Source organism: Streptomyces sp. NPDC085524, assembly GCF_044541755.1.
Classification (GTDB): domain Bacteria; phylum Actinomycetota; class Actinomycetes; order Streptomycetales; family Streptomycetaceae; genus Streptomyces.
On the sequence record NZ_JBITTH010000015.1, the window covers coordinates 134584 to 151310 of the forward strand.

At 73.4% G+C, this 16727-nt stretch carries 17 protein-coding genes; 4 read left to right on the forward strand and 13 right to left on the reverse strand.

The window, feature by feature from the left end; genetic code table 11:
* Positions 1 to 129: 129 nt before the first annotated feature.
* Positions 130 to 1008, forward strand: coding sequence for a SigB/SigF/SigG family RNA polymerase sigma factor (locus ACIGFK_RS23595; RefSeq protein WP_376656803.1), 879 nt, complete (start codon positions 130 to 132; stop codon positions 1006 to 1008).
* A gap of 61 nt (positions 1009 to 1069) precedes the next feature.
* Here ACIGFK_RS23595 and ACIGFK_RS23600 read toward each other — a convergent pair whose 3' ends face one another.
* From ACIGFK_RS23600 to ACIGFK_RS23625, 6 genes are all read right to left on the reverse strand, one after another.
* Entirely contained in the window at positions 1070 to 1540 is a 471-nt protein-coding gene (locus tag ACIGFK_RS23600) for an ATP-binding protein (RefSeq protein ID WP_400053446.1), read from the reverse strand.
* Between the two features lie 67 nt (positions 1541 to 1607).
* Positions 1608 to 1979, reverse strand: coding sequence for an STAS domain-containing protein (locus ACIGFK_RS23605; protein WP_376656801.1), 372 nt, complete (start codon positions 1977 to 1979; stop codon positions 1608 to 1610).
* 119 nt (positions 1980 to 2098) lie between these two features.
* Positions 2099 to 3100 carry a TIGR03842 family LLM class F420-dependent oxidoreductase gene (locus tag ACIGFK_RS23610; RefSeq protein ID WP_386464148.1) on the reverse strand — a complete coding sequence of 334 codons (1002 nt, stop codon included), beginning with the start codon at positions 3098 to 3100 and terminating at the stop codon, positions 2099 to 2101.
* A gap of 28 nt (positions 3101 to 3128) precedes the next feature.
* Positions 3129 to 4529, reverse strand: a complete 1401-nt coding sequence (gene hydA / locus ACIGFK_RS23615) for a dihydropyrimidinase (RefSeq protein WP_400053449.1) — start codon at positions 4527 to 4529, stop codon at positions 3129 to 3131.
* A gap of 17 nt (positions 4530 to 4546) precedes the next feature.
* Positions 4547 to 5800: an aspartate aminotransferase family protein gene (locus ACIGFK_RS23620; protein ID WP_376656832.1), complete on the reverse strand. Its 1254-nt coding sequence runs from the start codon at positions 5798 to 5800 to the stop codon at positions 4547 to 4549.
* A 38-nt stretch (positions 5801 to 5838) separates the two neighbouring features.
* A complete protein-coding gene (locus ACIGFK_RS23625; protein ID WP_376656798.1) occupies positions 5839 to 6681 on the reverse strand; it encodes a nitrilase-related carbon-nitrogen hydrolase in 843 nt (280 codons plus the stop codon).
* A 217-nt stretch (positions 6682 to 6898) separates the two neighbouring features.
* Here ACIGFK_RS23625 and ACIGFK_RS23630 point away from each other — a divergent pair, with 217 nt between their 5' ends.
* Complete coding sequence (locus ACIGFK_RS23630; RefSeq protein ID WP_400053450.1) at positions 6899 to 7432, forward strand: DUF3887 domain-containing protein; 534 nt, start codon at positions 6899 to 6901, stop codon at positions 7430 to 7432.
* Here the strand turns inward: ACIGFK_RS23630 and ACIGFK_RS23635 are convergent.
* From ACIGFK_RS23635 to ACIGFK_RS23645, 3 genes are all read right to left on the reverse strand, one after another.
* The gene (locus tag ACIGFK_RS23635) at positions 7429 to 9042 is read right to left on the reverse strand and encodes a hypothetical protein (protein WP_400053451.1); all 1614 of its coding nucleotides are present in this window, start codon (positions 9040 to 9042) and stop codon (positions 7429 to 7431) included. The two genes, ACIGFK_RS23630 and ACIGFK_RS23635, sit on opposite strands and share 4 nt — an antisense overlap.
* 102 nt (positions 9043 to 9144) lie before the next feature.
* Entirely contained in the window at positions 9145 to 9552 is a 408-nt protein-coding gene (locus tag ACIGFK_RS23640; protein ID WP_376656795.1) for a PPOX class F420-dependent oxidoreductase, read from the reverse strand.
* An 85-nt stretch (positions 9553 to 9637) separates the two neighbouring features.
* Positions 9638 to 9889, reverse strand: a complete 252-nt coding sequence (locus ACIGFK_RS23645; RefSeq protein WP_386464133.1) for a helix-turn-helix domain-containing protein — start codon at positions 9887 to 9889, stop codon at positions 9638 to 9640.
* A 65-nt stretch (positions 9890 to 9954) separates the two neighbouring features.
* Here ACIGFK_RS23645 and map point away from each other — a divergent pair, with 65 nt between their 5' ends.
* The gene (gene map / locus ACIGFK_RS23650; protein ID WP_400053454.1) at positions 9955 to 10722 is read left to right on the forward strand and encodes a type I methionyl aminopeptidase; all 768 of its coding nucleotides are present in this window, start codon (positions 9955 to 9957) and stop codon (positions 10720 to 10722) included.
* A gap of 3 nt (positions 10723 to 10725) precedes the next feature.
* Here the strand turns inward: map and ggt are convergent, their stop codons facing one another.
* Complete coding sequence (ggt, locus tag ACIGFK_RS23655; protein WP_400053456.1) at positions 10726 to 12522, reverse strand: gamma-glutamyltransferase; 1797 nt, start codon at positions 12520 to 12522, stop codon at positions 10726 to 10728.
* A 228-nt stretch (positions 12523 to 12750) separates the two neighbouring features.
* On the opposite strand from ggt, the gene ACIGFK_RS23660 reads away from it, so the two are divergent.
* Positions 12751 to 13476, forward strand: coding sequence for a hypothetical protein (locus tag ACIGFK_RS23660; protein ID WP_376661696.1), 726 nt, complete (start codon positions 12751 to 12753; stop codon positions 13474 to 13476).
* Here ACIGFK_RS23660 and ACIGFK_RS23665 read toward each other — a convergent pair.
* The 3 genes from ACIGFK_RS23665 to ACIGFK_RS23675 are packed head-to-tail and all read right to left on the reverse strand — an operon-like array spanning position 13436 to position 16724.
* A complete protein-coding gene (locus tag ACIGFK_RS23665) occupies positions 13436 to 14695 on the reverse strand; it encodes a cytochrome P450 (RefSeq protein WP_400053457.1) in 1260 nt (419 codons plus the stop codon). The two genes, ACIGFK_RS23660 and ACIGFK_RS23665, sit on opposite strands and share 41 nt — an antisense overlap.
* Before the next feature lie 53 nt (positions 14696 to 14748).
* Complete coding sequence (locus ACIGFK_RS23670; protein ID WP_376661694.1) at positions 14749 to 15267, reverse strand: hypothetical protein; 519 nt, start codon at positions 15265 to 15267, stop codon at positions 14749 to 14751.
* Positions 15264 to 16724, reverse strand: a complete 1461-nt coding sequence (locus ACIGFK_RS23675) for an ATP-binding protein (protein WP_376661693.1) — start codon at positions 16722 to 16724, stop codon at positions 15264 to 15266. Before ACIGFK_RS23675 ends, ACIGFK_RS23670 begins: the two co-directional genes overlap by 4 nt.
* Between the last annotated feature and the right edge of the window lie 3 nt (positions 16725 to 16727).

Sequence of the window (16727 nt, forward strand, 5' to 3'; positions counted from 1 at the left end):
TGACCTCGCTGGCTCCAGCCTGCCACGCGGACGGGTCGGACCGCCCTTCGGGGGGTATATCCCCTTCGTAGGCCACGACGGCCCCGATGCGCCGGCCAGGCGCCGGAACCGATCCGTCGGAGGAATTCCATGTCACCCCGTTCCCGCGACACCGCGGAGCCCGTCCATACCGCGTACAGCGCCATCGCCCCGGACATCCCCGAGGATCCGCTGGCAGTCAGCACTTCCGACGCCCGGACCCTGTCGGTCTCGCTGTTCCGGCGGCTGAACGAACTCACCGAGGGCACCGCCGAGTACTCGTACGTGCGCAACACCCTCGTCGAACTCAACCTCAGCCTGGTGAAGTACGCCGCCCGGCGGTTCCGGGGCCGCAGCGAGCCACTGGAGGACATCGTCCAGGTGGGCACGATCGGCCTGATCAAGGCCATCAACCGGTACGACGTCGAGCGCGGGGTCGAATTCGCGACGTTCGCGCTGCCCACGGTCACCGGCGAGATGAAGCGGTTCTTCCGCGACACCTCGTGGGCCGTGAAGGTGCCGAGGCGCATGCAGGAACTGCGGCTCGACATCGCCAAGGCGCACGACGTCCTGGAGCAGCGGCTGGGCCGGCATCCCACCGACCACGAGGTCGCGGAGCGCCTGGGCATCGAGGACACGGCCGTGGTCGAGGGGCGCCGGGCCGCCAACGGATACACGGCGGGGTCGTTCGACAGGCCCGCCGGGGACGAGCCGGAGAGCGGCACGGCGCCGCACACGCTGGGGGTCGAAGAGCCCGCGTACGACCTGATCGAAAGCCTGGAGTCCCTCAAGCCCCTCCTCGCCGGCCTCGGCGAACGCGACCGGCTGATCCTGTCGCTGCGGTTCGGCGAGGACCTCACCCAGTCGGAGATCGGCGACCGGCTCGGCGTCTCCCAGATGCAGGTGTCCCGGCTGCTCGGCCGGATCATGACGAAGCTGCGGACCGGGCTGCTGACCGACACCGAGCCCGGGGCGGAGCCGGAGGAGTAGCCCGCCGGCGGCGGTGCGGTACGCGCTGCCGCACCACCGCCGCCGGGACGGTCGTCGTGGTTCACGCTTCCTCCCGGACGGTCCGGACGGTCCGGACGGTCCGGACGGTCCGGCGGGGTGCGGAGACCTCCAGCCACACGCGCTTCCCGCCGTCCAGAAGTTCCGCGCCCCAGCGCCGCGCCAGCCGGTCCACGATGAGCAGTCCGTGACCGCCGGGCCGGGCGGGGTGGGTGTGGTGCCGTCGCACCGGGAGCGCGGAGCTCCGGTCGGTCACCTCGATGCGCAGGCCGTCGGCGGTGTGCAGGAGCACGAGCGAACTGGGCCCGCCGCCGTACAGCCGGGCGTTGGCCACCAGCTCGGACACCAGGAGCAGCACGTCCTCGGCGTGCTCGCCGGTGTCGGCATCGGCCTCGGTACCGGGGGCATCGGCCCCGGCCCGGGCCGGCAGCCATTCCCAGTCGGTCAGGGCGCGCCGGGTGAAGTCGAGGCACCGCGTGACGACGTTCTCGTCCCCGGGGCCCAGCTCGCACACCCGACGACTCCGTTCCGGTGAACGGCGCTCGCTCATTGTGCGCCTCCGCTAGTGGTGCTGCGGGCGTCTACTGGTGCTGCGGGCGTCCCGCCAGTGCCGCGGTGACGTCGGCGTGCACGGTGAAGATCTCGTCCACGCCGGTGATGCGGAACATGCGCTCGACCGGCCGGCGCAGGCCCACGACCTCGATCGTGGTCCCGGCCCGCTCGGCCTCCTGCCGGCCCTGCAGCAGGACGTTCAGTCCCGTCGAATCGCAGAACGCCACGCCGGAGAAGTCCACCAGCAGCCGCTCGCCGTCTTCGGCCTGAACGGCTCCCAGCGCCTCCCGCAGCGGCTGGGCCGTGTCGTGGTCCAGCTCTCCGACGAGTGTGAGGACGGTTGCCCCCGGCACGTGTCCCACCTCGACGGTGAACCGGTCGCCCTCCGCTGTGGCACTCATGGAGAGCCCCCTTCCACCTGTGACTCCGTACGGCGCCTACCCGGGCCGCGGGCGCGCATGCGCGCCGGGCCCGGGCTGCTCACGGCAGGCCGCCCGCGGAGCGGGGGCGGGCAGGCCGGTCAGTCGCGCAGCACCGGGATGATGTGCTGCCCGTAGGCGTCGATCGTCGCCTCCTTCGCGTCGTGCATGTCGTAGACCGCGAACTGGTCCACCCCGAGGTCGCGCAGGGCCTGCAGCTTCTCGATGTGCGCCTCGGCCGGGCCGAGCAGGCAGAAGCGGTCGACGATCTCGTCCGGGACGAAGTCCGTCGACGGGTTCCCGGCGCGGCCGTGGTGGCTGTAGTCGTAGCCCTCGCGGGCCTTGATGTACTCGGTGAGCTCGTCGGGGACCATCGAGGAGTGCTCCCCGTAGCGGCCGACGAGGTCGGCCACGTGGTTGCCGACCATCCCGCCGAACCAGCGGCACTGGTCGCGGGCGTGCGCGAGGTCCTCGCTCACGTACGCGGGGGCCGCCACGCAGATGGTGATCGCGTCGGGGTCGCGGCCGGCCTCGACGGCCGCCTGCCGGACCGATTTCACCATCCACTCGGTGAGGTAGGGGTCGGCGAGCTGGAGGATGAAGCCGTCCGCCTTCTGCCCGGCGAGGGCGAGGGCCTTCGGCCCGTACGCGGCCATCCAGACGGGCAGTCTGCCCTCCCGGATCCAGGGGATCCGGATCGGGTTGCCGTCGACGACGGCCTCGCGGCCCTCGGCCAGGTCGCGGATGACGTCGATGGCCTCGCCGAGCCGGGCCAGGGTGTTGGGTTTGCGTCCGGCGACCCGCATCGCCGAGTCGCCGCGCCCGATCCCGCAGACGGTGCGGTTGCCGAACATGTCGTTGAGGGTGGCGAAGGTGGAGGCGGTGACCTCCCAGGTGCGGGTGCCGGGGTTGGTGACCATGGGGCCGACGTGGAGCTTGCGGGTGTGCTCCAGGATCTGGCTGTAGATGGTGAACGGCTCCTGCCACAGCACGGCGGAGTCGAAGGTCCAGCCGTAGCGGAAGCCGTTGCGCTCGGCGCGGCGCATGAGGCTGACCACCTGCGAGGCGGGCGGATCGGTTTGCAGGACGAGGCCGAAGTCCATGGGATGGCTCCTTGCGGGTCCGAGCGGCTTACAGGTACTGACAGGTGGATCGGGGCACGTACGCCCCGTGGCCGGCCCGGCCGGTGAACTCGCGCCGGTCGATGACGAGTTCGCCGCGCGAGAGGACGGTGTCGACGCGCCCGGTGATCCGTTTGCCCTCGTACGCCGAGTAGTCCACGTTCATGTGGTGGGTCTCGGCGGAGATGACCTGCTCGGCGTGCGGATCGTAGAGGACGATGTCGGCGTCGGAGCCCGGCGCGATGGTGCCCTTCTGCGGGTAGAGGCCGAACATCCGGGCCGGGGTCGCGCAGGCGATCTCGATCCAGCGGCGCCGGCTGATGTGCCCCTCCAGGACCGCCTGGTGCAGGAGGTCCATCCGGTTCTCCACCCCCGGAAGCCCGTTGGGGATCTTCGAGAAGTCCCCGCGGCCCAGCTCCTTCTGGCCCCGGAAGCAGAACGGGCAGTGGTCGGTGGAGACCACCTGGAGGTCGTTGGTCCGCAGCCCCCGCCAGAGCGCCGCCCGGTGCTCCCGCGGCCTCAGCGGTGTGGAGCACACGTACTTGGCACCCTGGAAGTCGGGCTCCGCGAGGTTGTCGGTGGACAGGAACAGGTACTGCGGGCAGGTCTCCCCGAAGACGGGCAGCCCCTTGTCGCGGGCGGCGGCCAGCTCGGCCACCGCCTCCTCCGCCGAGACGTGGACCACGTACAGCGGGGAACCGGCCACGCGCGCGAGCTGGATGGCACGGTGCGTGGCCTCGGCCTCCAGGAGCACCTTGCGGACCTCGCCGTGGTGGCGGGGGTCGGTCTCCCCGCGCGCCAGGGCCTGTTCGACGAGGACGTCGATCGCGATGCCGTTCTCGGCGTGCATCATGATCAGCCCGCCGTTGCCGGAGGCCCGCTGCATGGCGCGCAGGATCTGCCCGTCGTCGCTGTAGAAGACGCCGGGGTAGGCCATGAACAGCTTGAAGGAGGTCACCCCCTCCCCGATGAGGAGGTCCATCTCCTTCAGGGTGCCCTCGTTGACGTCCGAGAGGATCATGTGGAAGGCGTAGTCGATCGCGCACTGCCCGTCCGCCTTGGCGTACCAGGCGTCCAGCCCCTCGCGCAGGGCGTGGCCCACGCTCTGCACGGCGAAGTCGACGATGGTGGTGGTGCCGCCCCAGGCGGCGGCCCTGGTGCCCGTCTCGAAGGTGTCCGAGGCGGAGGTCCCGCCGAAGGGCAGCTCCATGTGGGTGTGTGCGTCGACCCCGCCGGGGATGACGTACTTCCCGCTCGCGTCGATCGTCCGGTCGGCCGTCCAGGCGTCGGCGGCCGCCGAGCCGTGTGCGGCGAGGGCCTGCACGCGGCCGTCCTCGATCAGGACGTCCGCGTGCAGTTCGTCGGCGGCGGTGACGACGAGGCCGCCGCGGATCAGGGTGCGGATGCTCATGTGCGGTGCGTCCCCCTCTACTCGATGCTGCGCAGTGCCTGTTCGAGGATCTCGGCGCCCTCTTCCGCCTCGGCGACGGTGAGGGAGAGCGGCGGCGCGATGCGCAGCACGCTGGTGTCGTGGCCGCCGCCCTTGCCGATCAGCAGGCCCCCTTCCCGGGCGGCCTCCTGTACGGCGGTGGCCGCGTCGGGGTCGGCCTGGTCGGTGCCGGGCCGGGTGAGTTCCAGGCCGGCCATCAGACCCCGGCCGCGGACCTCCCGTACGGCGGGCACGTGTGCGCAGACGGCCCGCAGCCGCTCCAGGAGGAGTCCGCCGACGCGGCGGGCGTTGCCCTGGAGGTCGTGCTCCAGGAGGTAGGCGAGGTTGGCGACGCCCGCGGCCATGGTGACGGGTGAACCGCCGAAGGTGGAGATGGAGTTGGAGTCGATGCAGTTCATCACCTCGGCACGGGCCACGACCCCGCCGATGGACATGCCGTTGCCGATGCCCTTGGCGAAGGTGAGGATGTCCGGCGGGCCGTTCTGGGCGTGGGCCTGCCAGCCCCAGAAGTGCTCGCCGGTACGGCCCCAGCCGGTCTGCACCTCGTCGCTGATCCACAGGATGCCGTGGCGGTCGAGGACCTCGCGGAAGGCCCCGTACAGGCCGTCGGGCGGGGAGGTGAAGCCGCCGACGCCCTGGATCGGCTCGGCGATGAGGGCGGCCACTCCCCCGCGGGCCTGGCCCAGTACGTCTTCCAGGTCCGCGACGGCGGCGGCGGTGAAGCCGGCGTCGTCGAGGTGGGCGAGGGGGCCGCGGGTGCGGACCGCGCCGTGGACGTAGTACGTCTGGAGCGGCGAGAGGCTGGTCGGGGACCAGCCGCGGTTGCCGGTGATCGAGACGGTGGAGAAGGACCGGCCGTGGTAGCTGTTGCGCATCGCCAGGATCTGGTTGGAGCGGCGGTACGTCGTCGCGAGCAGCAGGGCGGTGTCGTTCGCCTCGGTGCCGGAGGTGGTGAAGAACACCCGCGCGTCGGGGATGCCCGACAGGGCGGCCACCCGCTCGGCCAGCTCGATCATCGGCCGGTTGAGGTAGAGGGTGGAGGAGTGGATGATCCGCCCGGCCTGTTCGGAGACGGCCTTGGTGACCTCGGGCAGGGCGTGGGCGGTCATCGTGGTGAGGATGCCGCCGAAGAAGTCCAGGTAGCGCTTGCCGTCTGCGTCCCAGACGTGGCGGCCCTCGCCGTGGGTGAGCTCGATGGGCTGCTTGTAGTAGAGCGCGAGCCAGTCGGGCATGACGGTGCGGTGGCGGCTGTGGAGCGGGGTGGGGTTGGTCACGGCTGTACGAGCCCTCCGTAGGCGTCGGGGCGGCGGTCGCGGTAGAACGCCCACTGGGTGCGGACCTCTTCGATGAGGCCGAAGTCGAGGTCGCGGACGAGGAGTTCCTCCTCCTTGTCGCTGGCGACGTCGCCGACGAACTGACCGCGCGGGTCGACGAAGTAGCTGGTGCCGTAGAAGTCGTTGTCGCCGTACTCCTCCTGGCCGACGCGGTTGATGGCGGCGACGAAGTACTCGTTGGCGACGGCGGAAGCGGGCTGCTCCAGCTGCCACAGGTATGCGGACAGGCCCCGGGAGGTGGCGGACGGGTTGTAGACCAACTGCGCTCCGGCAAGACCGAGTTGGCGCCATCCCTCGGGGAAGTGCCGGTCGTAGCAGATGTAGACGCCGACCCTGCCGACCGCGGTGTCGAAGACGGGCCAGCCGAGGTTTCCCGGGCGGAAGTAGTACTTCTCCCAGAACCCCTTGACCTGGGGGATGTGGTGCTTGCGGTACTTGCCGAGGTAGCTGCCGTCGGCGTCGATGACGGCGGCGGTGTTGTAGTAGAAGCCGGCGCTTTCGAGCTCGAAGACCGGGACGACGATGACCATGCCGGTCTCGCGGGCCAGGTCCTGCATGCGGCGGACGGTCGGGCCGTCGGGGACGGCCTCGGCCCAGCGGTAGTGCTCGGGCTCCTGGACCTGGCAGAAGTAGGGGGCGTTGAACACCTCCTGGAAGCCGATGATCTGCGCGCCTTGCGCGGCGGCGCGGCGGGCGTGCTCCTCGTGTTTGGCGATCATCGAGTCGGTGTCTCCGGTCCAGGTGGCCTGGACCAGCGCGGCGCGGACGACTTGGGCCATGAGCTGCTCCTCGCGACGGGAACGCCGGTTCTACGCACGTAGACGGTGTGCGTAGGGAGTAGAACGTAGGCCTCGTCACAGCCTGGGGCAAGACCACCATGCGCAGTTGGAGTAGTCGATCAAGTTACGTCAGCACGCGGTCGTTTGCGGTCACCGCACGAGCGGTTAGCGGGCGCCCTGACGTGCGTGGCGACCGCGGGCGGAGCACGATGGAGCTGTGCGACCCGCCGAGTGGGAGAGGGCCGTGGTCCTGGTGCCCCGCGAAGACTCCGCGCGCGCCGGCGAGCGGCGACTGGTGCGGGCGGTGGCGGCTGCCGTCCTGGCCGTCGGGGTGCTGGTGCCGGCCGGCGGCCCCACGACGGCCTGGACGCCCTGGTCGGCCGTGCCTGCCGGGACGGCCGGCCCTGTCGCGGGCGTGGCCCCGCACCTCACCCGGTACGACACGATCGCCACCGAGACCCTCGGCTCCGTCGTGGACGGCGACTTCACCGCCGCGACGGCCCGGTTCGACCCGACGGTGCGCAAGCTCCTGCCCGCGGAGGCCCTCGCCCTGGCCTGGCAGGCCTACGAGAAGGAGATGGGGCGCTACCGGTCGCACGGCGCGCCCGAGGACACCGAACTCGGCGAGTTCACCGTGGTCGACGTGCCGCTGCGGATGGAGCGCGGGACCGGGGAGTTCCGGGTGACCTTCCACGAGGACGCGAGCATCGCCGGCCTGTTCTTCCTGAAGGCAGGGGTCCCGGCCCTCTAGGGCCCGTCGTCAAACTCCCGTCGTCGCCCGGGCAGACGGGAGTTTGACGACAGGCCCTGGTGGACGGTGACCCCGGACACCCGCAGGGCGTGGGAGAGGTCGCGGTGGCGGGTGCCGGACTGGGCGCGGGCCGCGTGCAGCAGGCGCGGCGCGAACCACTGCGGGTCGTGGCGGGCCAGTACGGCCGACTCCTCGGCGGTGTGCAGCCGGACGTAGGCGCCGAGCAGGGCCTGCGCCTCCCGGTCCCGGCCGGCGGCGCCGAGGGCGAGGGCGGCATCGGCGATCTCGGCGGCGGGGCGGGCCGCGCCCTGGCGCAGCAGCAGGTCGCAGTCGGCCTCGCGGCCCGCCTCGCCGAGGGCGGCCGCGACTGCGGCTAGGTGCTCGGGCGGGAGCGAGGCCGCCTCCCAGAGCAGCGTGGCCCAGTCGGCCGCGAGCCCGGCGCGGTTCAACTCGGCCGCCAGTGCGGGCAGTCGCGCGGCGGGCCAGGCCGCGGCCTCGCACAGCAGCGCGTGCGCCTCGCCGGTACGGTGCTGCGCGCGCAGCCCGAGCAGCTCCCCCACGAGCCCCCGCACGGACGTTCCGGCCGTTGCGGGATCCCCCGGGAACCCGGCCGGCTCCGGGCCGCCCCGTCCGGCCGGGGGCGCCTCGCGGGTTCCGCTCTCCGGCCGGGTCGGGCCGTCGGCTGCGGGGTGCCCGGCCGGGCTCGGCACCCCGGGCTCCGGGGCGGTGGGGGGCGGCTGGTGCATGCTGCCGAAGCGGGCTCCGCGCGGGGCCGGGTTCGGAGCGGGGGCCGCCGCGCCCGGGTCGGCGCCCGGGGGCAGGGTGAAGGACAGGGGCTCGGGGGCGGCCGAACCGGCGTACCGGGCACCCCCCGAGCGGCGCCCGCCCCGCAGCCACCGCCCCTCGGCCCGCCCGACGGGCCGCTGACCGCCCTCGGGCGTCCGCTGCCGCGGGACCCCCTCCAAGGGCTCGCCGCCCGCAGCCTCCTGAACGGAGGCCGGGCGCATCGGCCGGTCCGGCCCGGGAGCGGCTCCCGTGGCCGGCCGGCCGCCCGGCAGCGGGGAACCCGGCCCGGCAGGGTCCTCGGGGGCCGGCTGCGCCTCCTCCGGAGCCGCCATGGCGGCCAGGCGGGAGGTCAGGTCGGCCTGGCGGGACGTGGCGCGGGTGGCGTCGTCGCGGATCCAGGCCAGCTCCCGGGAGAGGGCCTCCGCCTCCGCCGGGCCGGTCGTGGCGGACAGCCGGGCCGTGAGGTGCCTCAGGGCCGCCTCGGAGTCCGCGCGCTGGGCCGCCGATGCGGCCAGCAGCGTCCTCAGCTCGGCCTCGCCGCCCGGCAGCCGGTCCCACGCCGTGACGGCCGCCGCCCGCAGCCGGGCCGCGTACGCGGTCTCCCGCTCCGCGAACTGCGCGCCCCGGGCCGCCTCCAGATCCGCGAGGAGGGACTCCACCACGTCCCACGGCGCCATCGCCCGCCCGTCGAGGCAGGCCCGCATGCCCTCCGGGTCCCGGCGCAGGAACTCCCCGTACCAGCCGGTCCCCGGATCCAGTCTCTGCGTCAACCCCCGCAAGTAGTCGGCGAGTTGCATGATCACCAGCGAAGTCGCGGTCTCCATGGACCGCATTGGATCGCACCAGTGTTACGGGCGGGCTACGTGCACTTCAACATGTTCCGCCCGGCGGCACGGACACGACGACAGGCTGCGCCGCCCGGCCCTTCAGGGCCGGGCAGCCGACAGCGCGACGGCGATCGCGGTGTGCGGCCGCTTTCCCAGCCGGATCGCCGCGCCGGGCAGATCCAGCGCCCAGAACTGCCAGGTGTACTTCCGGGACATCAGCTTGCGGACCCGCTTCAGGCCCGCCTCGTCCAGCAGCCGCGCCTCGCCCTCGAGCACCGGTGCGCCCTCCGCCACCCGCCCCTTCACGTCGCACGGGGCGACGGTGACCCGCCCGTTGTTGCGGATGCGCTTCACCTTCCAGGTCTCCGTGCGCGTCCACACGTACAGCTCACCGGCGTCGGCCACCGCCCACACCGGCGTGGCGACGGGCGTGCCGTCCTTGCGGAAGGTGGTGAGGCTGACGTACCTGGCCCGGTTCAGCTCGTCGAGAGACGGAGTCGCAGTCATGGCGGGAGCCTAGCCCTCCGTAACCGCGGCGCGCGGCGGAACGGCACGGGCCCGGCCCGTGCCCCGCGGCCCATGCCCCCTGCCGTCAGACGGGGACGAGGGCGCAGCGGCGCATCACGTCGTCCAGGGAGAGGCCCAGGGCCTCGGCGAGGGCGGCGACGGTGAAGAAGGCGGGGGTGGGCGCCCGGCCGGTCTCGATCTTGCGGAGGGTCTCGGCGGACAGCCCGGCGCTGGCCGCGACCTCGACCATGCTGCGCCCGGCGCGGGCCTCCCGCAGCAGGGCGCCGAGCCGCTCGCCGCGCTCGCGCTCTTCCGGGGTCAGGGGGTTACGGACCATGCCGTCAGCCTACCCCGTCACTCCAATAAGTATCCCGGTAAAGTTATACCGGTATAGTTATTGGCATGGTGGAACTGAAGACGGACCGGTCGATCGACGAAATGCGCGCCGCGGGCCGGGTGGTCGCGCACGCCCTGGCAGCCGTGCGCGGGAGCGCGCGGGTCGGGGTGTCCCTGCTGGAACTGGACCGGGTGGCGCGGGCCGTGCTGCGCGAGGCCGGCGCCTCCTCGCCTTTCCTCGGCTACCGGCCGCGGTTCGCGCCGGTGCCCTTCCCCGCGGTGGTCTGCGCCTCGGTCAACGACGCGATCGTGCACGGCGTTCCGGACGGGTACCGGCTGCGCGACGGCGACCTGGTCAGCATCGACTGCGGCGCGGAGCTGGGCGGCTGGGTCGGGGACGCAGCCGTCAGCTTCACGGTCGGCCGGGCCCGCGCCGCCGACCTGCGGCTCATCGCGACCGCGGAGGCGGCCCTCGCAGCCGGCATCTCCGCCGCCGTGCCGGGCAACCGGATCGGCGACATCGCCCACGCGATCGGCACGGTGTGCCGCCGCGCCGGATACGGGATCCCGGACGGCTTCGGCGGCCACGGCGTGGGCCGGTCCATGCACGAGGACCCGGGCGTGCCCAACGAGGGCCCGCCGGGGCGCGGCATGCGGCTGCGCCCGGGCATGGTCCTGGCGATCGAGCCGATGCTGATCGCGGGCGGCACGGACGACTACACCTGCGACGGGGACGGCTGGACCCTGCGCACCGCCGACGGCAGCCGCGCCGCGCACGCGGAGCACACGGTCGCGATCACCGCCGACGGCCCGAGGATCCTGACCGCCCTGTAGCCCCTACGGCTTGCCGTGCGGGTGGACGACCATCGCAGAGCCGCCGCCCCGGCGGGTGGTCTCGGCGGCCGCCAGCCAGCGTCCGTCCGGCAGCCGCTGGACGCCCGTGGCGGCGCCGATCTCCGGGTTCTGCCGGAAGCCCTGGCCGAGGGCCTCCAGCTCCGCGCGCAGCGGGCTGTCCCACAGGCCCGGCTCCAGCTCGGTGGTGGTCTGGTTGCGCTGGCTGGCCCGGGGCGCGGCGATCGCGTCGACGAGCGGCAGGCCCCGGTCCAGATGGCCGGTCAGGGTCTGCAGGACGGTGGTGATGATGGTGGCTCCGCCCGGGGAGCCGACGGCCAGGACCGGCCGGCCGTCCTGGAGCACGATGGTCGGGGACATGGAGGAGCGCGGCCGCTTGCCGGGGCCGGGCAGGTTCGGGTCCGGGACGCCGGGGGCGGCCGGGGCGAAGGAGAAGTCCGTCAGCTCGTTGTTGAGCAGGAAGCCGCGGCCCGGCACGGTGATCGCGCTGCCGCCGGTGGACTCGATGGTCAGGGTGTAGGAGACCACGTTGCCCCAGCGGTCGGCGACCGTCAGGTGGGTGGTGTTCTCCCCCTCGTACGTGGTCGGGGCCGCCTGCCCGGTGGTCGCGCAGGGTGCGGGGCTGTGCGGATCTCCGGGGGCCAGCGGGCTGGTCAGGGTGGAGCCGGGCTTGATCAGGCAGGCCCGCGAGTCGGCGTACGCCTGGGAGAGCAGCTCCTTCGTCGGGACGTCCTGGGCGGCCGGGTCGCCGACCCAGCGGCCCCGGTCGGCGAAGGAGATCCTGGAGGCCTCGATGAAGCGGTGCAGGTACTGGGCCTCGGAGAGCTTCGAGAGGTCGCTGCCCTCGAGGATGTTCAGCGCCTCGCCGACGGTGGTGCCGCCGGAGGAGGAGGGCGCCATGCTGTAGACGTCGAGGCCTCGGTAGCCGATCCGGGTCGGGGCCTGGCGCTTGGTCCCGTACGCACGCAGGTCCCCGGTGGTCAGGTCGCCGGCGCGGACCTTGCGGGTGGCGGCCGGGTCGACCGGGGGCGTGCGGACGGCCCGGACGATGTCCTCGGCGAGCGGGCCCCGGTAGAGCGCGCCGGTGCCCTTGCGGCCGAGTTCCGCGTACGTGGCGGCCAGGTCGGGGTTCTTGAAGGTGGAACCGACCACCGGCAGGGCCCCGCCCGGCAGGAAGAGCTTCGCGGTGTCCGGGAAGTCCCTGAACCGGGCCTCGTTGGCGGCGGTCTGGGAGCGGAAGGTGGCGTCCACGGTGAAGCCGTCGCGGGCCAGCTTCTCGGCGGGCTTCAGCAGTTGGCCGAGCGGGCGGGTGCCCCAGGCGTCGAGGGCGCTCGTCCAGGTGGCGGGGGTGCCGGGTACGCCGACGCCGAGCCCGCTGGTCTGGCCCTCGGCGAAGGGGATCGGGACGCCGTTCTCCTGGAAGAGGGTGGCGGTGGCGGTGGCCGGGGCGGTCTCACGGCCGTCGATGGTCTGCACGCGCCGGGACTTCGCGTCGTAGTAGACGAAGTAGCCGCCTCCGCCGATGCCCGCCGAGTAGGGCTCGGTGACCCCGAGCGCGGCGGCGGTGGCGACGGCCGCGTCCACGGCGTTGCCGCCGGAGCGCAGGACCGCGATGCCCGCGGCGGAGGCGTCGGCGTCGACGCTGGCCACGGCCCCGCCGTAGCCGGCCGCGACGGGCACCTTGGCCGGGGTGCCCGCGCCGGGCGGGGCCGCCGCCCCGGTGGAGACGAGCGCCCCGGCGAGGGCGACGAGTGCTAACTGATGTGCGGCGCGACGGCGCATCCGGACCTCCAGTGGCAGCGTGCGGCCGAGCGTAGCGGCCTCACTGTCACCCCGTCAGGACATCCGGCCTGCGGCCCGGTTCACCGGTCACCGCGACGGCGCGGCCGTACGGGCGGCACGGCGCGGCGTCCGGTGCGGAGGCGGTCCGGCGGATCCGGGCGCGGCCGGTCCCGCCGCAGCGGTACCGGCCCCGTGAACCCGCCGACCGGATGCCCTAGCATCCCGCGCATGAACGACGATCTGCGCAACATCGTGCTCGGGGTGATAGCCACCGCCGTCAGCGCCGGTTTCGGCTGGTTCACCCGGACCTACCAGTGGCGGCGGGCGCTGCGGCGCAAGCAGTCCTTCTTCGGCCTGCCCACCGGGTCCGACTGCCTGTTCGTGGTCAACCGGCAGATGGGCGGCACCGAGGCGTCGCTGCACCGCAACGACGCCTTCGCACTGCTGGAGATATCCGCCCTGATCAAGGACTGCGGGGCGAACCTCCAGATCGTCACCCACGACACGGCCCGCCAGGGGTTCGGCGAGCGGGCCGAGTTCTGCGTCGGCGGGCCGGCGTCCAACGCCCGGACGACGGCGCACCTGAGCTCCATGCTCCCCGGAGTGCACGTCGACGTGTCCACCGAGCCCGGCCCGGACCGGGGGTCCATCAGCGTCGGCGGGGAGACGTACCGGTGGGAGAAGGGCCTGGTCGAGTACGTGCTGCTGGCCCGGCTCACGACGGACCGGGGCTCGCGGCCGGTGTTCCTGCTGTCGGGCCAGACCGCCAACAGCAACCAGGCCGCGGCCCGTTACCTGGCCCGGCACCACCGCAAGCTCGCCCGCAAGTACGACGGGAACTCCTTCTGCCTCGTGCTGAAGGTCGTCAACTCGGACGCCTACGGCCCCGACGTGTCGGAGCTGGTCGCGGACGTCACTTCGGCGGCCCGGACACCCGTAGCGGCAGCCGTGTGATCCCGTTGATGAAGTTGGAGACCAGTCGGCGCGGGGGTCCGGCCAGTTCGGGCGGGGGCATCGCGGCACACCACTCCTCGTAGAGGGTGCGCAGCTGGAGCCGGGCGAAGTGGGCGCCGAGGCAGACGTGCGGGCCGTCGCCGAAGGAGACGTGCGGGTTGGGCGTGCGGGCCAGGTCGAGGCGGCCGGGGTCGGTGAAGACGCGTTCGTCGTGGTTGGCGGAGGCGTGGAAGACGACGACCTTGTCCCCGGCCCGGACCGGCTGACCGGCGAGCACGGTGTCCACGGCGGCCGTGCGGCGGAAGCTGAGCACCGGCGGATGGACGCGGAGCAGTTCCTCGACGGCCCGGTCCACGGGGACGCGCCCGTCGGCGAGCGTCCGGTGGGCGTCCGGGTCCCCGGCGAGCGCCAGCAGGCCTCCGGGGGCGGCGCTGCGCACGGTGTCGTTGCCCGCGACGGTCAGCAGGAAGAAGAACATCTCCAGTTCGGCCGGGTCGAGTCCGGCCAGCGCCAGGGCGGTCATCACGTCGTCGCCGGGGTGCTCGCGCTTGTGGGCGGCGAGTTCCCGGGCGTACGCGAACATCTCGCCGAGCAGCGCCGGGGAGCGCGGGTTGAGGGGTTTCCCGTCGGGGCCGAGCAGCGGGGCCGGGGCGTCCTCGGGGTCCTGGTAGCCGATGACCCGTACGGTCCACTCCAGCAGCAGGGCGCGGTCGGAGGCCGGGACGCCCAGCAGGTCGGTGAGGTTCAGCAGGGCGTACTCGTCGGTGACCGTGCGCACCAGGTCGGCGGCGCCGTCCTCGGCGCCGTCCCGGGCTGCGGCGAGCAGGGAGCGGGCGCGGTCCCGTACCCGGCCGGCGAAGGCGTCGACGCGGGCGGGGGTGAAGGCGCGGGCGACGAGCCGGCGCAGCCGGGCGTGGTCGGGCGGGTCCTGGTTGAGCATGGTGCGGCGCAGGAACGGCAGGTCGGCCGGGTCGGGGTCGCGGATCTGGGTGGCGCCCAGCCAGGAGGAGTACGTCCGGTGGTCGCGCAGGACCCGTACGACGTCGGCGTGCCGGGTGACGGCCCAGAAGCCGGGTCCGGCGGGCCAGCCCTGGATCTCGGGCTCCGCCTGCCAGGCCACCGGGTGCCGTTCGCGCAGCAGCCGGTAGCGCTCGTGGGGGACGCCCTCGGCGTAGACGCGGGGGTCGAAGACGTCGGGGACGTCACCGGCGTGGTCCATGGGGCCACGGTGGCGGCCGCCGGGCCGTTCGCGCAAGCCCGCGGGGAGACGGCCTACGGCCGGCCGTCGCAGCCGACCGCGTCGAGGGTGCCGGAGGTACCCCTGAGGGCGATCGTGAGGCGGCCCCCCTTGGATGCGGCGGAGCCGAGGGTGCACACCAGTTGGCGGCGGGCGTTCGGCGTCAGGTCCTCGACGTCGAAGGGCAGGTGGACGGTCATCACGTCCTGCGCCGTGGTCGAGATCGCCGGGGCGTCCACGCGTCTGCCGTGCACGGAGGGGACCTCGGTGGTGAGGCCGGCCTCCTTCTCCCGCTGGCCGGGGCCCTCCAGCAGCCGGTTGAGCAGCTCGACCGGCGACACCTTGAGCATGTCCCGCTGCGGGGACGGTACGAGACGGCCGTCGGGGGCGAGGAAGTAGAGCATGGAGAAGCCCTCCGGGCCGGCCACCAGCACGGTGGCGGCGGAGCCGCTGTCGACCGGACCGGTGGGCTTGATCCCGCATCCGGCCAGCCCGGCGAGCAGCAGCGGGCCCAGCAGCGCCGTCGCGGCGGCCATCGCCCGTACCCGGGTCATGCGCGGGCCTCCAGGGGTATGTCGAGGGTGAGGACCGCTCCCCCGTCGGGCCCGTTGGCCGCGCGGAGGGTGCCGCCGTGCAGGCGGGCGTTCTCCAGGGATATCGCGAGGCCGAGGCCGCTGCCCGCCGACCGGGTGCGGGCCGCGTCGGCCTTGAAGAAGCGGTCGAAGATGTGCGGGAGCACGTCGGGGGCGATGCCCGGTCCGCTGTCGGCGACCTCGATGAGCAGCCGCTCGCCGTCGCCGTCGGGTCCGGGGCCGGTCCGTACGGTGATCCGCACGGGCGCGCTGCCGTGCCGGAGGGCGTTGCCGACGAGGTTGGCGAGGACCACGTCGAAGCGGCGCGGGTCGAGGCGGGCGCGGAGCTCGGCGGCCGGGCCGGTGACGACGAGCACCCGGCCGTCGTCCCAGTGGCGGCGCTCCAGGGTCTTGCCGACGGCTTCGGCCAGGTCCACGTCGTCGAGGTTGAGCTCCGCGGCGCGGGCGTCGAAGCGGGAGATCTCCATGAGGTCCTCGACGAGGACGGCGAGCTTCCCGGTCTCGGCGCTGATCAGCCGCAGGGCCTTCGCGGTGTCCGGGTCGAGGCGCTCGGCGTCCTCGTCGAGGACCTCGGTGACGGCGAGCATCCCGGCCAGGGGCGTGCGCAGTTCGTGCGAGACGTCGGCGGCGAAGCGGCGGGCCCTGACCTCCGCCTCCCGGAGTTCGGCCACGGAGTGTTCGAGGGCGCGGGCCGTCTCGTTGAAGGTGCGGGCGAGCCCGGCGAGTTCGTCGGCGCCGCTGACCTCGATACGGGTCTCCAGCCGGCCCTGGCCCAGCTGCTGGGCGGCGCTGCGCATGTCCCGTACCGGGCGGAGCACGCTGCGCGCGGCGAGCAGGGCGGGGATCAGGGCGATGGCGAGGCCGGGGACGGCTCCCTGCTGGGCGGCGCCGACCATGGCCTTGACGGTGGCCTGTTCGGCGTCGAGCGGCATGGTGGCGTAGAAGACGACGCCCGTGGGCTGGCGGACGCCGTCGCGGGCGAAGACGGCCGGCATGGCGACGACGAGGTAGGGCTTTCCGGTGCGGTCCTCGACGCGCTGGAACGCGCCGTGCGGGTTGGCCGTCACCTTCCGGCGGAGCGCCTCGGTGACCACGGTGGAGGTGGCCGGGCTGATGTTGGAGGAGGCGCGCAGGGTGCCGTACTCGCCGAAGACCGTCCAGGGGTGCGGTTTGCCGCGTTTGGCGATGTCGCTGACCCGGCTCTGGAGTTCCTTCTGGTCCACGGGCAGCTGCATGCCCTCCTGCTCGATCTGGTCGCGCAGGGTGGAGACGGCGGTGTCCTGGGTCTGGGTGAGGATCGCGTTGCGCGCCTTCTGGTAGGTCAGGGCTGCCGTGGTCACCGCGGTGATCGTCGCGACCAGCAGGAAGGCCGCGATCAGCCGGGTGCGCAGGCCCAGCGGCGCGATCCGTCTCAACACCTT